10 protein-coding genes are annotated in these 16,899 nt (G+C 64.5%); 3 read left to right on the plus strand and 7 right to left on the minus strand.

The genetic code is table 11. The features are described 5' to 3' along the window. Nucleotides 1–269: 269 nt before the first annotated feature. The 6 genes from dnaK to hrcA all read right to left on the minus strand — a co-directional run bounded on the left by dnaK (nt 270) and on the right by hrcA (nt 6,668). Nucleotides 270–2,231, minus strand: a complete 1,962-nt coding sequence (gene dnaK, locus BLW71_RS13015) for a molecular chaperone DnaK (protein WP_091796669.1) — start codon at nt 2,229–2,231, stop codon at nt 270–272. 153 nt (nt 2,232–2,384) lie between these two features. Next, nucleotides 2,385–2,831 (minus strand): thioredoxin family protein, encoded by a 447-nt coding sequence (locus BLW71_RS13020; RefSeq protein WP_091796670.1) that lies wholly within the window; start codon nt 2,829–2,831, stop codon nt 2,385–2,387. A 45-nt stretch (nt 2,832–2,876) separates the two neighbouring features. Beyond that, on the minus strand, nt 2,877–3,461 hold the full coding sequence (gene grpE, locus BLW71_RS13025; protein ID WP_091796671.1) for a nucleotide exchange factor GrpE: 585 nt from the start codon (nt 3,459–3,461) through the stop codon (nt 2,877–2,879). A gap of 521 nt (nt 3,462–3,982) precedes the next feature. Then, on the minus strand, nt 3,983–4,390 hold the full coding sequence (locus BLW71_RS13030) for an RNA-binding S4 domain-containing protein (protein ID WP_091796672.1): 408 nt from the start codon (nt 4,388–4,390) through the stop codon (nt 3,983–3,985). Nucleotides 4,391–4,398: 8 nt separating this feature from the next. Next, nucleotides 4,399–5,469, minus strand: coding sequence for a ferrochelatase (gene hemH / locus BLW71_RS13035; RefSeq protein WP_091796673.1), 1,071 nt, complete (start codon nt 5,467–5,469; stop codon nt 4,399–4,401). A 179-nt stretch (nt 5,470–5,648) separates the two neighbouring features. Then, the gene (gene hrcA / locus BLW71_RS13040; protein ID WP_091796674.1) at nt 5,649–6,668 is read right to left on the minus strand and encodes a heat-inducible transcriptional repressor HrcA; all 1,020 of its coding nucleotides are present in this window, start codon (nt 6,666–6,668) and stop codon (nt 5,649–5,651) included. A 333-nt stretch (nt 6,669–7,001) separates the two neighbouring features. Between hrcA and BLW71_RS13045 the strand changes: the two genes are divergently transcribed. Next, the gene (locus tag BLW71_RS13045; protein WP_091796675.1) at nt 7,002–7,904 is read left to right on the plus strand and encodes an NAD kinase; all 903 of its coding nucleotides are present in this window, start codon (nt 7,002–7,004) and stop codon (nt 7,902–7,904) included. Nucleotides 7,905–7,976: 72 nt separating this feature from the next. Continuing rightward, the gene (gene recN, locus BLW71_RS13050; protein ID WP_091796676.1) at nt 7,977–9,647 is read left to right on the plus strand and encodes a DNA repair protein RecN; all 1,671 of its coding nucleotides are present in this window, start codon (nt 7,977–7,979) and stop codon (nt 9,645–9,647) included. Between the two features lie 58 nt (nt 9,648–9,705). Here the strand turns inward: recN and glnE are convergent, their stop codons facing one another. Continuing rightward, nucleotides 9,706–12,498, minus strand: coding sequence for a bifunctional [glutamate--ammonia ligase]-adenylyl-L-tyrosine phosphorylase/[glutamate--ammonia-ligase] adenylyltransferase (glnE, locus tag BLW71_RS13055; RefSeq protein ID WP_091796677.1), 2,793 nt, complete (start codon nt 12,496–12,498; stop codon nt 9,706–9,708). A gap of 185 nt (nt 12,499–12,683) precedes the next feature. Between glnE and BLW71_RS13060 the strand changes: the two genes are divergently transcribed. Beyond that, the gene (locus BLW71_RS13060; RefSeq protein ID WP_091800799.1) at nt 12,684–16,880 is read left to right on the plus strand and encodes a YhdP family protein; all 4,197 of its coding nucleotides are present in this window, start codon (nt 12,684–12,686) and stop codon (nt 16,878–16,880) included. Nucleotides 16,881–16,899 lie beyond the last annotated feature (19 nt).

The raw sequence follows: 16,899 nt of genomic DNA on the forward strand, positions 1-16,899 counted from the left end.
CGGTTCAACGCCACTCGCGCAATGCGACGCGGTGGCTCCTCTTGAATGCTGGAGTCTAACGACTCGTCCGGCCGCTGTTTCATGCCCTTTCAACATGGCCTGAAAACAACGCCCTCCATAAAACAAATGTGCCCGGAGAGCCCCAAAAGGCTCGCCAGGCGCGATAACCGCTTTCGCACGTTCATGTCGCCCGGTTGGACGCAATCCCTTGTGCAGCCGGGCCGCACACAGTGCTGTGTGCGGCTTTACGGTCGAAATGCGACCTGGCTTTAGTCTTTCTTGACTTCCTTGAACTCGGCGTCGACCACGTCGTCCTGCTGCTGGCTCGCGCCACCCGCCGATGCACCCGCGCCGCCCGCACCCGCCGCGCCTGCTGCCGCGGCTTCCGCGCCTTGCGCAGCCTGCATGTCGGCGTACATCTTCTCGCCCATCTTCTGCGAGGCGGTGGCCACCACTTCGATCTTGGCTTCGATCGCGGCCTTGTCGCTCGAACCGCTCTTCAGCGTTTCTTCGAGGTCCTTGAGCGCGGCTTCGATCTTTTCCTTCTCGGAAGCTTCGAGCTTGTCGCCGTATTCGGTGAGCGCCTTCTTCGTGCTGTGGACCAGCGCGTCGCCCTGGTTGCGGGCATCGGCTAACTCACGCAGCTTGTGATCTTCTTCCGCGTTCGCTTCGGCGTCCTTCACCATCTTCTCGATTTCGGCTTCGGACAGACCCGAGTTCGCCTTGATCGTGATGCGGTTTTCCTTGCCGGTCGCCTTGTCTTTCGCGCCGACGTGCAGAATGCCGTTCGCGTCGATGTCGAAGCTCACTTCGATCTGCGGCGTGCCGCGCGGTGCCGGCGGAATGCCTTCGAGGTTGAACTCGCCCAGCAGCTTGTTGCCAGCTGCCATTTCGCGTTCGCCCTGATACACCTTGATCGTCACGGCACCCTGATTGTCGTCGGCCGTCGAGTAGACCTGTGCGTGCTTGGTCGGGATCGTGGTGTTCTTGTTGATCATCTTCGTCATCACGCCGCCGAGCGTTTCGATGCCGAGCGACAGCGGGGTCACGTCGAGCAGCAGAACGTCCTTGCGGTCACCCGACAGAACCTGGCCTTGAATCGCGGCGCCAACGGCCACGGCTTCGTCCGGGTTCACGTCACGGCGCGGGTCCTTGCCGAAGAATTCCTTAACCTTTTCCTGCACCTTCGGCATACGGGTCATACCGCCGACCAGAATCACGTCGTCGATTTCGCCGACCTTCACGCCTGCGTCCTTGATGGCCACGCGGCACGGTTCAATGGTGCGTTCGATCAGCTCTTCAACCAGCGCTTCCAGCTTCGCACGCGTAATTTTCAGGTTCAAATGCTTCGGACCCGATGCGTCGGCTGTGATGTACGGCAGGTTGATTTCGGTTTGCTGGCTCGACGACAGCTCGATCTTGGCCTTTTCAGCCGATTCCTTCAGGCGCTGCAGCGCGAGCACGTCTTTCGACAGATCGACGCCCTGTTCCTTCTTGAACTCGCCGATGATGTAGTCGATGATGCGTTGGTCGAAGTCTTCACCGCCCAGGAACGTATCGCCGTTCGTGGACAGCACTTCGAACTGCATTTCACCATCAACGTCGGCGATTTCGATGATCGACACGTCGAACGTGCCGCCGCCCAGGTCATACACCGCGATCTTGCGGTCGCCCTTTTCGGCCTTGTCCAGACCGAATGCCAGAGCGGCTGCGGTCGGTTCGTTGATGATCCGCTTCACTTCCAGACCGGCGATGCGGCCTGCGTCTTTGGTGGCCTGACGCTGGCTGTCGTTGAAGTACGCGGGAACCGTGATCACGGCTTCCGTGACCGGCTCGCCGAGGTAGTCTTCAGCGGTCTTCTTCATCTTGCGCAGCACTTCAGCCGAAATTTGCGGCGGAGCGAGCTTCTGATCGCGCACTTCGACCCATGCGTCGCCGTTGTCGGCTTTCATGATCTTGTACGGCATCAGGCCGATGTCTTTCTGCACTTCTTTTTCTTCGAAGCGGCGGCCGATCAGGCGCTTGACCGCGTACAGCGTGTTCTTCGGGTTCGTGACCGACTGACGCTTCGCAGGCGCGCCGACGAGAATCTCGCCGTCTTCCATGTAAGCGATGATCGACGGCGTGGTGCGCGCGCCTTCCGAATTCTCGATCACCTTGACCGAATTGCCTTCCATGATCGCCACGCACGAGTTGGTCGTGCCGAGGTCGATGCCGATGATTTTGCCCATTTTTACTAATCTCCTGACTTTGATCGCTGCGGGAAGCGCCTTGTTTGCCCTGCTGGCGGTAAGGCGATCCGCTCTCAATTCCTACCTGCACTCAACATAAGTGCGTCCGCATCGTTTTCAAGACCTCTTTTACGATGCGGTCTTTAATTTTTTTCAATCGGGCGAACTTTCGCCCGAAATTGTTCCATCGGCTTGCGGGCCGGCGGTTTTTGCAGCACCAGCCACCCGGATTTTTTCCCGTGCGGCCGCAACCGCGGCCTGGAACTGCCCGAGGCCATGCCAGCCGGTTGCCCGGCCGAGCCGCTTGCCGCGGTAAAAAAAGAACCATGTGGGCACGCCGTGCAGCGTGAAGCGCCGCCCCAGTTCGCGATGCTCGTAAACGTTGCTGTGAAACCATTTGAGACCGAGAGCGCGAATCGCGTCCGGCTGCGCCAGCATGGCCTTCTTGGCAATCTCGCAGTTAAAGCAGTCGAGACCCCAGAAAAACACCACGGCCAGTTCATCGCCCGCTCCGGCGAGCCCGGCGTCGAATGACTCCGCGCTCAGCGCCTGCATCTCGAAGGCCGCGAACGCGGTGGCGTCGACGGGAATATTGGCCATGGCGACGCCTGCCAGACTAAACGGCTTCTGAACGCCTCGTCGCGCTTACTTCGGGGCCGCGACGGTCACGAGTGCCGGTCGCAGCACGCGATCGGCGATTACGAAGCCCTTTTGCAGCACGGCCACCACGGTGTTCGGCTCCTGGTCGGCCGGAACCATGGAAATGGCCTGATGGCGATGCGGGTCGAACTTCTCGCCAACCGGATTCAGGGCGACGACGCGACCCTTTTCCAGCGCGCCAGTGAGCTGGCGCAGCGTGAGTTCGACGCCTTCGCGCACTTTCGGCAGATCGTCGGTCGAATGGGCGACAGCTGCTTCGAGGCTGTCGATCACCGGCAGCAGATGCTCGGCAAAAGTCTCGATCGCAAACTTGTGAGCCTTGGCGACGTCTTCCTGAGCGCGGCGGCGCACGTTTTCAGTCTCAGCCTTGGCCCGCAGGAAGCTTTCCTGCAACTCGGCGATCTTTGCCTGAGCCTCGGCCAGTGCCGCTTGCTCGGCGCTTGCCGGCGAGTCGGTCGCCGCGTTCGCAGCGGCTTCCTGCTGAGGTGCCGCGGCCTCGGCGGCCTGGCGCGCGGTTTCGTCGGCGGGCTTGGAATTCTGGCTCGTCGGGTTCTCTTGCGTGTTTTCCATGTCGCTGAAAGTCGTTAAAAAGTGAAAGCGAGGTAAAAGCCGAGGGCGGCGGCAGCGCATCAAGCCTGGTGCGGTTTGTGCGTTGCAAAATCGCGACAGACAACTTCGCGAGTCACCGCAAATCAACACGGCAGATGAGGCCGGAAAGAACCATTTCAAGCGGTTCTCCCGGATCTTTTCGCACCACGGCCGGGCAGCGGAAATGCCTGGTTACAACCATTAATGCGACGCAATCAGATTGAGATTGAGTGCGGGCGGCAAGTGGCCTATGCTCCAACAAAGCATCGGAAAAGACGCGTTAACCCTAATCTGACGTAAGCCTTTCCGATATCTTGCAATTTCACCCGATTCGCCCGTCTTTATCCTGAACCTTCCCGAGGGGAGTACCGTGAAACTGACCTTTGCAATCTCGGTGGTCGCATTGGTTCTGATTGCGGGCACCACGACCATCTGCATGTCCGGGGCTGTCAACGATCACACTACCGAATATGGTGGCGTGCACGCGACCATGGAACAGCTGTTCAATCCCCACCTGAAAGTTTGTCGATAGTGCGCCGGTCGCGCTTGGTCGGTCTGCCGTGTAATGCGGCCGCCGGCTCGCGATACGTCTTGCGCCGCTCCTGTTCGACCTGCCGCTTCACCTTGCTCTCTTCGGTTTCCGCATAAAGCGTTTGCGCGACACTCGCCGGGCCGCGCACGTCGCACATGCCCAGCACCTCCACTTGCCACACGATCCGTTCGATCTCGATCTCGACCAGGTCACCGACCCGCACGTCTTTGGCCGGCTTGACGCTGGCGCCGTCAATGCGCACATGTCCTTTTTCGACGGCCGCCGCCGCGAGCGAACGCGTCTTGAAGAAGCGCGCCGCCCACAGCCATTTGTCGATGCGCAACTTGGCGCCCGCTTCCGTTGAAATCCTGTAATTCATGAGCCTGCTCAAGCTCCTGTCGTGTGCGGCACCGGTAGCGCCTGCACCGGCCAGCCCTGCAAATTCTGCGCGACGATTTCGCCTAGCGCGGCAATCCACGCCTGCGAGGCGTTCAGGCAGGGAATCCGATGGAATTCCTGGCCGCCCGCGTGCAGGAATTCGTCGCGCACTTCCATGCCGATTTCCTCGATGGTTTCAAGGCAGTCGGCCGTAAAGCCAGGACAAAACAGATCGGCGCGCCGCACGCCCGCCGAGCCCAGCTCCTTGAGCGTGGGTGCGGTGTACGGCTGCAGCCACTCGGCCTTGCCGAAGCGCGACTGGAACGTGATGCGGCATTCCACCGGCGTCAGTTCGAGTGCCTGCATCAGCAGCGCGCCGGTTTGCTGGCATTGCTCGTGGTACGGGTCGCCAAGATCCAGCGTGCGCTTGGGCACGCCGTGGAAACTCAGCACCAGCTTGTCACCGGAGGCGAAATCCGGCCGGCCGTGCTGATGCCAATAGTGATGCACCTGCGCGGCGAGCGCCGCAATGTAGGCCGGATGATCGGCGTACTGGCGCACCGTGCGGATTTCCGGCTGATTGCGCATGCGCTTGAGCGCCGAAAAGGCGTCGTCGAACGCGGTGGCCGTGGTGGACGACGAATACTGCGGATACATGGGCATCAGCAGCACGCGTTCGGCGCCCGCCAGCTTGAGCTGGTTCAGCATGGCCGGAATGCCCGGCGTGCCGTAACGCATCGCGTAATCGACGAGCACCGTGTAGTCGTTCAGTTGCAGCAGATGACGCAAGGCTTCCGTCTGCTTCTCGGTGTACACGCGCAGCGGCGAGCCTTCGGGCATCCACACTGTGGCGTATTTCTTGGCGGAGGCGCGGCCGCGGAACGGCAAAATCAACAGGCGCAAGATGATCTGCCAGAGCAGCGCCGGAATTTCGACCACCCGCGGATCGGAAAGAAACTGCGCGAGATAGCGGCGAACCGCACGCGGCGTCGGCGCGTCGGGCGTGCCGAGATTGATCAGGAGCACGGCGACGCGGTGTGATGTGGCGTTCTGTGAAGGCCGCTCGAGGTCGAAGCGCATAGGCAGCAGAAGTAACCGGTTAGGCGGAGTGGCGGTTCAAGTGGGAACCATTATAGCGGCGTGCTTCATGCACCGGTCCGCCGGACACCCCTGGCCATTCGGCCAATTGGCAAGCCGCGCGCCGTGACGCATTATTTGCGGCAGGAACCGGCGCGGCGAGGAGTCGAAAAGAAAGCTATTTACTGTTGGCTGAGCGTGAGGGAAAGCAGGCGCGCGGTAATGTCCACAATCGGAATCACGCGGTTGTAGGCCATGCGGGTCGGTCCGATCACGCCCAGGGTGCCGACAATCTTGCCGTTCACCTCGTAAGGCGCGGTGACCACGCTCATTTCCTCGATCGGCACGAGATTCGACTCGCCGCCAATGAAAATCTGCACGCCCGCCGCGTGACTCGACACGTCGAGCAATTGAAGGAGACTGGTCTTTTGGTCGAACACATCGAACAGCTTGCGCAAGCGCGCCATATCCGACGAGAGGTCGGCAACCTCGAGCAGGTTGCGCTCGCCGGAAATCAGCACGGTCTCGCCCGTGTCGGCTTCGTCGGTGCTGGCCGTGACGGCGGCGTGCATCAGCGTGGTCATGTCGCCGCGCAGTTCGTCGATTTCTTCGCGCAGGCGGCGGCGCACGTCGTCGAACGAGAGGCCCGCGAAGTGCGCGTTGATGTAGTTGGAGGCTTCGACCAGTTGCGACGGCGAGAAATCGCGCTGGGTCGCCATGATGCGGTTCTGCACATCGCCTTCCGGCGTGACGATGATCAGCAGAATGCGTTTGTCGGACAAACGCATGAACTCGATCTGCTTGAACACGTGGCTGCGCCGCGGCGTGAGCACCACGCCGGCGAACTGCGACAGGTTGGACAGCACACTCGCCGCGGCAGCAACGACTTTCTGCGGTTCGCCTGCCTTCAGCGTGGTCTTGACGGTACGCATCACGGCTTCTTCGTCCGCGGCGGACTCCACCGTCAGCATGGTGTCCACGAACAGGCGGTAGCCGCGCGGCGTGGGAATGCGGCCCGCGGAAGTGTGCGGGCTGATCACGAGCCCCAGGTCCTCGAGGTCGGACATGACGTTGCGGATGGTGGCGGGGCTCAATTCGAGGCCCGAATAGCGCGACAACGTGCGCGAGCCGACCGGCTGACCTTCGGCGATGTAGCGCTCGATCAGCGTTTTGAGGAGGGTTTGTGCGCGAGGATCTAGCATGACGGAAAATTTTAGCTCAATGGCACGACTACCGCGAGCGCTAGGGGCGCCCATCCCTGACGAACGCGCCACCGCTTGCCGCTGCGGCACGTTGCCTTCGGTCCGGCACATCATTGGCCGGCGTTCAGTCCGGCGCGTTGCGGAGCACCTTGCGGGCCGCCTTCCGGGCGGCCCGGCTGGCGGCACCCCGCCGCACTTTAGCCGGCGCGCATGTCATCAAGGCTTCACCATTCTAACGATAATCGCGAGAGGCGCTGGCGGCCCGCGCGCGCCGGCCCGTCACCGGGTCTGTCTACGGTTCTTTTCAGGCCCTACCTATGGTGTAATGCCGGCATGCAAGTGACCAGCCAGTTCAAGACCGTCGCGCTCGTCGGGCGCAACAATACGCCGGGTATCGCCGAGCCGTTGACCGCGCTCGCCTTGTGCATCGCGAAGCGCGGCTTCGAGGTCGTGTTCGAAGCCGACACCGCTGCCGAGATCGGCGTCACCGACTACCCGGCGCTGCGTCCCGCCGAGATCGGCGCGCGCGCCGACGTGGCCGTGGTGCTGGGCGGCGACGGCACGATGCTCGGTATCGGCCGACAGCTCGCGCCGTATCGCACGCCCTTGATCGGCATCAACCATGGGCGGCTCGGCTTCATTACCGACATTCCGATCTCCGACATGCGCGAGATCGTGCCGCAAATGCTGTCCGGCAATTTCGAGCGCGAAGAACGGGTGCTGCTCGAAGCGCGCATCATGCGCGACGGCAACCCGATCTATCACGCACTGGCCTTCAACGACGTAGTGGTCAACCGCAGCGGCTTCTCGGGCATGGCGGAACTGCATGTCTCGGTGGACGGCCGCTTCATGTACAACCAGCGCTCGGACGGCCTGATCGTGGCCACGCCCACCGGCTCGACCGCTTACGCGCTGTCGTCGCAAGGGCCGATTCTGCATCCGCAGTTGCAGGGCATCGTGCTGGTGCCGATCGCGCCGCACGCGCTGTCGAACCGTCCGATCGTGCTGCCGGACGATTCCAAGGTGAGCATCCAGATCGTCTCGGGCCGCGAAGTGAACGTCAATTTCGACATGCAGTCGTTCACCTCGCTCGAACTGAGCGACACGATCGAAGTGCGCCGCTCGCGTCATACGGTGCCGATGCTGCATCCGGTCGGCTACAGCTACTTCGCCACGCTGCGCAAGAAGCTGCACTGGAACGAATACCCGTCGCACGAAGAAGACCCCAAGCCCTGAGCGGCAAGGACACCCGGAACGCGAACGCCGCCGCTGCCGAACCCTGACTACCCAGCTCACCAGACGACCTCCATGCTTCGCCACCTCTCGATACGCGACTTCGTCATCGTCGCCGCGCTCGATCTCGAATTCGACAGCGGCTTCACTGTTTTCTCCGGCGAAACCGGCGCCGGCAAGTCGATCCTGATCGACGCGCTGGCGCTCGCGCTCGGCGCCCGTGCCGATGCGAACGTCGTGCGCACGGGCGAAAGCCGCGCGGACATCACCGCGGAGTTCGAAACGCATGCGCAGGTCGAGCACTGGCTCGACGAGCAGGCGCTCGGCACAATCGGCGCCGACGGCCATCACGGCAGCACCGTCATGCTGCGGCGCGTGGTGGATGCCAACGGCCGCTCGCGCGCCTTCATCAACGGCACGGCGGCGACGCTCGCGCAGTTGCGCGAGGTCGGCGAAATGCTGGTGGATATTCATGGCCAGCACGCGCACCAGTTGCTGATGCGCCCCGACGCGCAACGCGAACTGTTCGACACCCACGCCGGCCTGTCCGACACGGCGGCCATCGTCACGCGGGCATGGCGCACATGGCGCGAGAAGGTTCAGGCGGTGGAGCATGCGCAGACGCGTGACCGTGAACTGCAACTGGAACGCGAGCGCCTCGCCTGGCAGCTCACCGAACTGGACAAGCTCGCGCCGCAGCCGGGCGAGTGGGAAGAGGTCAACGCCGAGCATCGGCGGCTGTCGCATTCGGCCAATCTGATCGACGGCGTGCAAGGCGCACTCGGCGCGCTGTCCGAATCGGACGAGGCCATGATCACGCATCTGGCCTCGATCGTGTCGAAGGTGCGCGATCTGGCGGAGATCGATCCGGCCTTGAACGACGTGCTGGCCGCGCTGGAACCGGCCGAAATCCAGTTGCAGGAAGCGGCTTATTCGTTGAGCCATTACGCGCAAAAGCTCGAACTCGACCCGGACCGGCTGGCGCAGGTCGAAAAGCGTCTGGATGCATTGCATTCGGCCGCGCGAAAATTCCGTCTGCAGCCGGAAACGCTGCCTGAAGAACACGAGGCGCGTCGCGCGCAACTGGCCGCGCTCGACGCCGCCGCGGACCTCGACAGCCTGCACGCCGCCGAGGCCAAAGCCAAAGAAGCCTTCCTGACCGAGGCAAAGAAACTGTCGAAGGCGCGCGCCAAGGCTGGCAAGGCGCTGGGCGCGGCGGTCACCACGGGCATGCAGGAACTGTCGATGAAAGGCGGCAGCTTCGAAGTCGCGCTGGTGCCGCTGCCCGAAGGTGGCGCGCACGGGCTCGAACAGGTCGAGTTCCGGGTCGCCGGTCATGCAGGCGTGCCGCTGCGGCCGCTCGCGAAGGTCGCCTCGGGCGGCGAGCTGGCGCGTATCAGCCTCGCGTTAGCGGTAATCGCCAGCGCCGCCAGCCCGACACCCACGCTCATTTTCGACGAAGTGGATACCGGCATCGGCGGCGGCGTCGCCGAAGTAGTCGGGCGGCTTCTGCATCAGCTCGGCCAGCAGCGCCAGGTGCTGTGCGTCACGCATTTGCCGCAAGTCGCCGCGCGCGGCGACCACCATTTCCAGGTGGCCAAAGCGGGCAATGGCAAAGGCGGCACGGTCAGCAGCGTGACTTCGCTCGACAAGGCGAACCGCATCGAAGAAGTGGCACGGATGCTCGGCGGCCTGGAGATCACCCCGACCACCCGCAAGCACGCGAAGGAAATGCTGGCAGCCTAATTGCTGATCAGCCGGGGGGCATCCCCCCGTCGCCGCGAGCCGATCAATCCGCGCGCCCTCACCCGAACACGCGCTTCCACAACCCGAGCACGGCTTCACGCTCGTTGGCCACCAGCGCCGGCTCGACGCGCGCCTTCTCCATGCCGTCCAGCCGCAGCTTGTGTTGCAATTTGCGGTAAGTGCGATATGCCGCGCCGACCGTCTCCGCTTCCGCCTCGCTCATCAGGCCGAAGCGCGACACTTCCCGCAGCAGCGCAATGTTGCCGGTGTTGCGGATCAGCTCGGGGTCGCTCGCCGCGTGCAGCAACACCCAGTACTGCACGGTGAATTCGATATCCACCATCCCGCCGCGGTCGTGCTTGAGATCGAACAGCGCCGTATGGTTCGGATGCCCCGCCCCGACGCGCTCGCGCATCTCGACGATCTCCTTGGCGAGCGGTGCCGCTTCGCGCGGCGTGGTCAGCACCTGTTCGCGGATGGCCTCGAATTTCGCGCCGATCTCTGCGTCGCCCGCGCAGTAACGGGCGCGGCTCAATGCCTGGTGTTCCCATACCCACGCCGTATTGGCCGCGTCGCCCTCGCGCAACTGGTAGCGGCGGAACGCATCCAGATCGGTCACGAGCAGGCCCGACTCGCCGTTCGGCCGCAACCGCAAGTCGACGTCGAACAGCGTGCCCGCGCCGGTCGCTGTCGTAAGCCAGGTGATGAGGCGCCGGGTGTAGGTGGAGTAGACGTCGGCTGCGGCGTCGTCGGTGTCGTCGTAGAGAAAGATCACGTCCAGGTCGGATGCGTAGCCCAGCTCCTTGCCGCCCAGCTTGCCGTACGCGATCACCGCGAAACGCGGCACTTCGCGATGGCGCTTCGGCAACTGCTTCCAGACCGCTTCGAGCGTGACGTCGAGCACGGCGTCGGCGAGTTCGGACAGCCGGTCGCTTACATGCTCGACACTCAGCTTGCCGGCCAGATCGATCAGCAGAATGCGGAACACCTCGGCCTGGTGCGCGTGGCGCAGCAGATCCATCTGCTGTTCCACGCCGTCGGCGGCGGCCAGACGCAGGCGCAAGGTGCGCTTGAATTCGGGCCAGTCGAACGGACTATCCATCGCTTCGTCGTCGAGCAACTCGTCGAGCAATTGCGGATGGCGGATCAGATAACCGGCCGCCCAACGCGATCCGCCGAGCACCGACAGCACGCGGTGCAGTGCCTGCGGATATTCGGTCAGCAGCGCCAGATACGCGCCGCGCCGGCTGACCGCTTCCAGCAGGTCGAAGAAGCGCGCCACCGTATCGCCGCGCCGCGCGGCAGGCTCCAGCGTGCGCGCGGCTTCGAGCGCGCGTTGCGCGACGATGTCGAAGCGTTGCCGGCTGCGCTCGGCCAGCCCCGCGTAGCGCGACGACTGCCATACCGCGCGCAGCCGCGCGAGCAGTTCGCCCGGCTCGGCCACGCCGAGTTCGATCAGGCGCGCCTGCAGGACTTCGTCGGCGCTGTCGTCGGCGAGTGCGCTGCTCCAGACCCATGCGGCAGCGCCGTCTTCGGGTGCACCGCAGCCGTCGCGACCGTTCACCTTGTCGGCGAAAATCTGATCGAACTGCTGTTCGACGAACTCGCGATGCTCATCGAGCTTCGCCATCAGCGCGGCGTAATCGTCGCAGCCCATGGCGTGGGCGAGCGCCGCGCGCTCCTCTGGCGCGACCGGCATGGCATGGGTTTGCGCGTCGTTGCGGTATTGCAGACGGTGTTCGAGTTCGCGCAAGAAACGATAAGCCTGCGAGAGCTTCACGCAGACCGACGTGTCGATCAGCCCGTGCGTCGCCGCATGGCGCAGCACGGCGAGGGTCGGCCGCACGCGAAAGCCCGCGTCCTGGCCGCCACGGATCAACTGGAATACCTGCGCGCTGAATTCGATTTCGCGGATGCCGCCGCGCCCGAGCTTGATGTCGTCGGCCTTGTCGGGCCGCATGGACGCGCGACGCTGCGCCTCCTGGCGAATCTGCAGATGCAGCGCGCGAATCGCGCTGATCACGCCGAAATCGAGATAGCGGCGGTAGACAAACGGCGTAACGATCGCGTCGAGCTGTTTCTGTAGCCGCTGCGCCGCGTCGCTCGTGCCTTCGGACACGAGACGGCCCTTGATCCACGCGTAGCGCTCCCACTCGCGGCCCTGCACGTAGAAATACTCTTCGAGCATACCGAGGCTGCATACGAGCGGCCCCGAATCGCCGTTCGGCCGCAGCCGCATATCGACCCGGAACACGTAGCCGTCGGCGGTGACTTCGGCGAGGGCGCCGATCAGGCGTTTGCCGAGGCGTGTGAAAAAGTCCTGGGTGGCGATCGGAGAACGCTGGCCGCCCGCAGTCTCGCCGTCCTCTTCATAAATGAAGATCAAGTCGATATCCGACGACACGTTCAGTTCGCGGCCACCGAGCTTGCCCATGCCTACCACGCCGAGCGCGAGCCGCTCGCCGTGCGGTCCGCGTGGCTCGCCGTATAGCGCTTCGAGTTCGGCGGACAGGACGGCGAGAGCGCGCTGGATCGTCGTCTCGGCCAGATCGGTCATCGTGCCGGTGACTTCGGCGACATCCGCCGCGCCGGCGAGATCGCGCTCCATCACGGCGCAAAACACCTCGGTGCGCAACTGGCGCAGCGCCCGTTTGAGTGCATCCTCACTCAATGGCGCACCGGTCGCGCCGGCTGCCTCGGCGCACAACGCGTCGAAACGGGCATCGATACGGTCTCGGGTCAGCGGCAAGGAAGCGAGCGCCGCCACCTGCGCGACGAGTTGCGGGCGGGCCGCCGCGGCGCGCGCCGCGTAGTGTGAATAGCTGGAACTCAGGAGAGTGGCGTCTGTCATCAAGGGTCTGGCTCGCTCGTTGCTTGATCAGCTTGGTTCAATTCGCAGCAGCACACGGCGCGACAGCCTCGCGCAGGTCGCGAGACGGCGCGCAGACAGGGTTTGCAGGAAGTCCGCCCACGCTATTCCGTGTGTTACATTTCGTCGTTAATTCGCAAAACTACCATACGCCCACCCGCCGCAGCATGTCCGAGCGAAACGAATCCGCCGACCCTCACGAAACCGGGCAGGTCCGGCCTGTGAGCGGAAGCGACCACATCGTGCTGCGTCGGACCTTTCACGTGGTCCTCGCGATCGCGCTCGTCCTCTACTTCGTTGCCACGGGTCTGTTTCTCGCATTGCGCTATGTGGTGCTGCCGCGCGCCGACTCGTTCCGCCCGCGCATCGAGGCGATCGTTTCAGAAAAGCTCCATGCGCAGTTCACCATCGGCAAGCTCGCGCCATATTGGAGCGGCTTCCAGCCGGGCCTCGACGTTACCAACCTCGTGATCCGCGATCACGAAGGCAAAACCGCGCTGACGATTCCGCACGCCACCGCCACGCTTTCGTGGAAATCGCTCTGGCAGTTTCATCCGGCGCTCTCCAGCCTGATCGTCGATCAGCCGGACGTGCTGGTGTCGCGCAGCAGCGACGGCGTGCTCTCGGTGGCGGGCGTGCCGGTGCCGACGCGCCACAGCGGCAACGATGTCCTGTCCACCTGGCTGTTGCGTCAACAGGCGATCGTGGTGCGCGGCGGCGTGCTGCGCTGGCGCGATGCGCAGCGTGACGCACCCGAGCTCGCTCTGCGCGATATCCGGATCGCGATTCTCAACGACGGCTACGATCACCGGCTGGCGCTACAGGCGCCCGCCGAAGGGCATGTCCTGCACGGTCCGCTCGATTTCCGCACCCATTTCAGACACGCGCCGCTCTCAGCAATCGGCAAGCCGATCAACTGGACGGGCCAGGTGTACGTCTCGACCGGCCCGGTCGATCTGCCGACGCTCGCGCGTTACGTCAATTCCCCGTTCGAGATGTATGCCGGCCGGATCGACAACGCGATCTGGATCGACTTCGCCGAGGGCCGCATGAAGTCGGCCGGCGGACAGCTCGCCGGCGCCGACGTCGCCATGCGGGTACGTCCGACCCAACCGAAGCTGCTAGTGCCGGTGGCCAACTTTTCGTGGCACCTCGAGGCCGAACAGGGCGACTACAGGCTGCAACTGAGCCAGCTGCACGCCGAACTCGGCCAGCCGCCGCTCGACGACGGCACGCCGCTCACGCGCATGCTCGCGTTCGACACGCTGAACGGACGCTTCCGGACCGCCTCGCAGCAGCATGGACAACTCGTCAGCGTGAGCGGCGATCGCGTCGACCTCGGCGTCCTCGCCGAATTCAGCCGTGCGTTGCCGCTGCCGGGGCGCCTCCTGAACAATCTGGTGCGCTACAACCCACGCGGTCTGGTGGCCAACTATCTGATCGAAGTCGAGCGCGGCAAGCCGGAGTCCGGCGAAGCGGGCAGCGATCATCGCCCGAGCGGCGCCGAGCCGATCGAGCGTTATCGCTTCAAGGGCGATCTGCAAGGCATCAGCGTCGCCGCGCAGGAACCGCCGCCGGGGCTCACGCCGCTGAATCACCCGCGCGCGGGGATCCCCGGTATCGAGAATCTGTGGGGCAGCGTGGACGCCGACGAAAACCACGGCACCGCCCTGCTCGACACCTCCAACGTCGCCATTACGCTGCCGGGCGTGTTCGACGACCCGCGCTTGAAGCTCGACCGCCTGCACGGCCGCGCCGACTGGACGATTACGCCGAAAGCACCGGGCGAGAACCGCCCTGCGTTCACCGTGAAGCTGGCCGATTTCGGCGTCTCGAACGCCGACGTCGCAGCCACCGCCAGCGCCGACTACAGTAACCCGGGCCACGGGCGAGGCTCGCTCGATCTGAAAGCCGACTTCCAGCGCGCGAAGGTGACGCGCATCACCCGCTATCTGCCGACCAGCATCAGCGAAAAGCTGCGCATCTATCTGGGCCACGGTTTGCAGGCCGGCATGTCGCACGGCGCGACGATCGAGGTGCACGGCGATCTGACCAAGTTCCCCTATTCGCGCGACCCGAGCGCCGGGCAGTTCCATATCGTGGCGCCGTTCAAGGGCGGCAAGTTCGATCCGACGCCCTACCCGCCGCGCAAGATGAAGAACGGCACGCCGAACGTGTGGCCGGCGCTCGACGGCATCGACGGCGTGTTCGAGCTCAAGCAGAACGTGATGCGCTTCGACATCGACCGGGCGCATTACAAGCAGGTCGCGCTCACCGGCGTCAACGGCCGGATCGACGACCTCGGCACCAAGGCGTCGAGCCTCGTCATCAAAGGCGATGGCCATGGTCCGCTCGCCGACATGCTCGACTATGTAAACGCCAGTTCGCTCGGCATCATGGCGAAGCACGAGACCGAGAAGGTGCGCGCGGAAGGGCCCGCGTCGCTCGCGCTCAAACTGACGGTGCCGCGCACGCCCAAGCCGCATATCGCCGTGGAAGGCGCGGTCGGCTTCCAGAACAACCGCCTGAGCGTCGAGAACGTGCCGCCGCTGTCGCAACTGAAGGGCAAGGTGCATTTCACCGAGCACACGGCGCAAGTGGACCGGCTCTCCGGGCAATTCCTCGGCGGCGATATGCATGCCAATGGCGGTCTGAAGCAGGACGGCACGTATGCGCTCGACCTCGGCGGCCATATCGCCGTCGACGCGGCACGCGGACTCAACCTGCATGGCCCGACCGCGCAGGTACTGACGCGCATGAGCGGCAGCGCGCCGTACGCGCTCAACGTGCGCGGCGCCAAGGGACGTTTGCCCGAAGTGACGGCGAACTCCGATCTGACCGGCCTCGCGCTCGACTTCCCCGCGCCGTTCAACAAGCCCGTCGGCACGCCGATGCCGCTGCGCTTCGCCGTCGGCCCGTCCACCACGCCGGGCGAAACGGGACTGGAGCGCGCCGATCTCACCTTCGGCCCGATCGCCGCCGCCTATCTGCTGCGCTATCAGCCGAAAACGCCGCCCACGGTCGTGCGCGGCGCGGTGGGCGTGAACAGACCCGCCGACCTGCCGTCGGAAGGCGTGATCGCCGCCGTCGACCTGGACGCATTCGACGCGGACGCGTGGCGCGCGCTGGCCACGCAATTACGCAGTAAAGATGCGCCCGCGCCCGCCACGGCCACCGCGACACCGCCCGCGCCGAATCCGGTCGTCGCGCAATTCCTGCCGAGCCGCTTTGCGGTGCACATCGACACGCTGACGCTGCTCAAGCGTCACTGGGACAGCGTGATCGTGGGCGCGTCGCATGCGGATCGCACATGGCAGGCGAACATCGCGTCGAATCAGGTGTCCGGCCACGTGTCCTGGCTGCCTGGCCCGACCAAAGACTCGCCCGGCACGCTGCAGGCGCGCTTTGCCCGCGTGGTGATTCCGTCGGCCACCGACAAGGATCTGCTCGGCCAGGCGATCTCGGCGCCCGCGCAGAACATGCCGTCCATCGACCTGGTGGTCAACGAATTGATCGTGCGCGACCACAACATTGGCCGTCTCGAAGTCGACGCGCACAACTTCGACGAAGACGGCGTGCCGGTCTGGCAACTCGACAAGCTCGACATCACCAACCCCGCCGCCACGCTGACCGCGACCGCCAACTGGCGGACCTCGACCGAGCTCGGCAGCAGCGCCGACGAAGCCACGCCGCGCCGCACCGTGTTCGATTTCAAGCTGGACATCAAGGACGCCGGCGCGCTGCTGGAACGCTTCGGCCAGCCGCGCACGCTCAAGGCGGGCAGCGGCTCGCTCTCAGGCAAGATGATGTGGCAAGGCGGCCCGACCAGGATCGACTATCCGACCTTCAACGGCAATCTGGCTGTCGATCTGCGCCACGGCCAGATCCTCAAGGTCGATCCGGGCGTCGCCAAGCTGCTGGGCGTGCTCAGCCTGCAAAGTCTCGCGCGCTTCGCCACCCTGAACTTTCGCGACGTGATCGGCGAAGGCCTGCCGTTCGAGCACGTCACCGGCACGGCGCAGATTCACAACGGCATTGGCCGTACCGAAAACTTCGAGATGGTCACCGCCCCGGCGCGCGTCGAGATGAAGGGTTCGGTCGATCTCGCCCAGGAGACCCAGGATCTGCACGTTCAGGTCGTGCCGACGGTCAGCGCCGGCGCCGCCGTGATCGCCGCGACGGTCATCAATCCGCTGCTCGGGCTGGGCGCGCTGGTGGCCGATCTGGCGTTCACCCAGTCGGTCTCGCACGCCTTCGCCCGCGAGTATGCGATCACCGGTTCGTGGTCGAAACCGCACGTCGAGCGGGTAAAGAGCGATCGCGGTAAGATGGACGCTCCGGCTTCGACCGTGGAAGCGCACTGAGCCTGTCTCCGACCCTTTG

It is taken from the genome of Burkholderia sp. WP9 (assembly GCF_900104795.1).
Taxonomy (GTDB): Bacteria; Pseudomonadota; Gammaproteobacteria; order Burkholderiales; family Burkholderiaceae; genus Paraburkholderia.

What these genes read in the sequence shown, in the direction of transcription:
- hrcA (WP_091796674.1), bottom strand. Translation starts at nt 6,668, where the DNA reads ATGCTAGATCCTCGCGCACAAACCCTCCTCAAAACGCTGATCGAGCGC.
- glnE (WP_091796677.1), bottom strand. Translation starts at nt 12,498, where the DNA reads ATGACAGACGCCACTCTCCTGAGTTCCAGCTATTCACACTACGCGGCG.
- BLW71_RS13045 (WP_091796675.1), top strand. Translation starts at nt 7,002, where the DNA reads ATGCAAGTGACCAGCCAGTTCAAGACCGTCGCGCTCGTCGGGCGCAAC.
- BLW71_RS13020 (WP_091796670.1), bottom strand. Translation starts at nt 2,831, where the DNA reads ATGGCCAATATTCCCGTCGACGCCACCGCGTTCGCGGCCTTCGAGATG.
- recN (WP_091796676.1), top strand. Translation starts at nt 7,977, where the DNA reads ATGCTTCGCCACCTCTCGATACGCGACTTCGTCATCGTCGCCGCGCTC.
- BLW71_RS13060 (WP_091800799.1), top strand. Translation starts at nt 12,684, where the DNA reads ATGTCCGAGCGAAACGAATCCGCCGACCCTCACGAAACCGGGCAGGTC.
- dnaK (WP_091796669.1), bottom strand. Translation starts at nt 2,231, where the DNA reads ATGGGCAAAATCATCGGCATCGACCTCGGCACGACCAACTCGTGCGTG.
- BLW71_RS13030 (WP_091796672.1), bottom strand. Translation starts at nt 4,390, where the DNA reads ATGAATTACAGGATTTCAACGGAAGCGGGCGCCAAGTTGCGCATCGAC.
- hemH (WP_091796673.1), bottom strand. Translation starts at nt 5,469, where the DNA reads ATGCGCTTCGACCTCGAGCGGCCTTCACAGAACGCCACATCACACCGC.
- grpE (WP_091796671.1), bottom strand. Translation starts at nt 3,461, where the DNA reads ATGGAAAACACGCAAGAGAACCCGACGAGCCAGAATTCCAAGCCCGCC.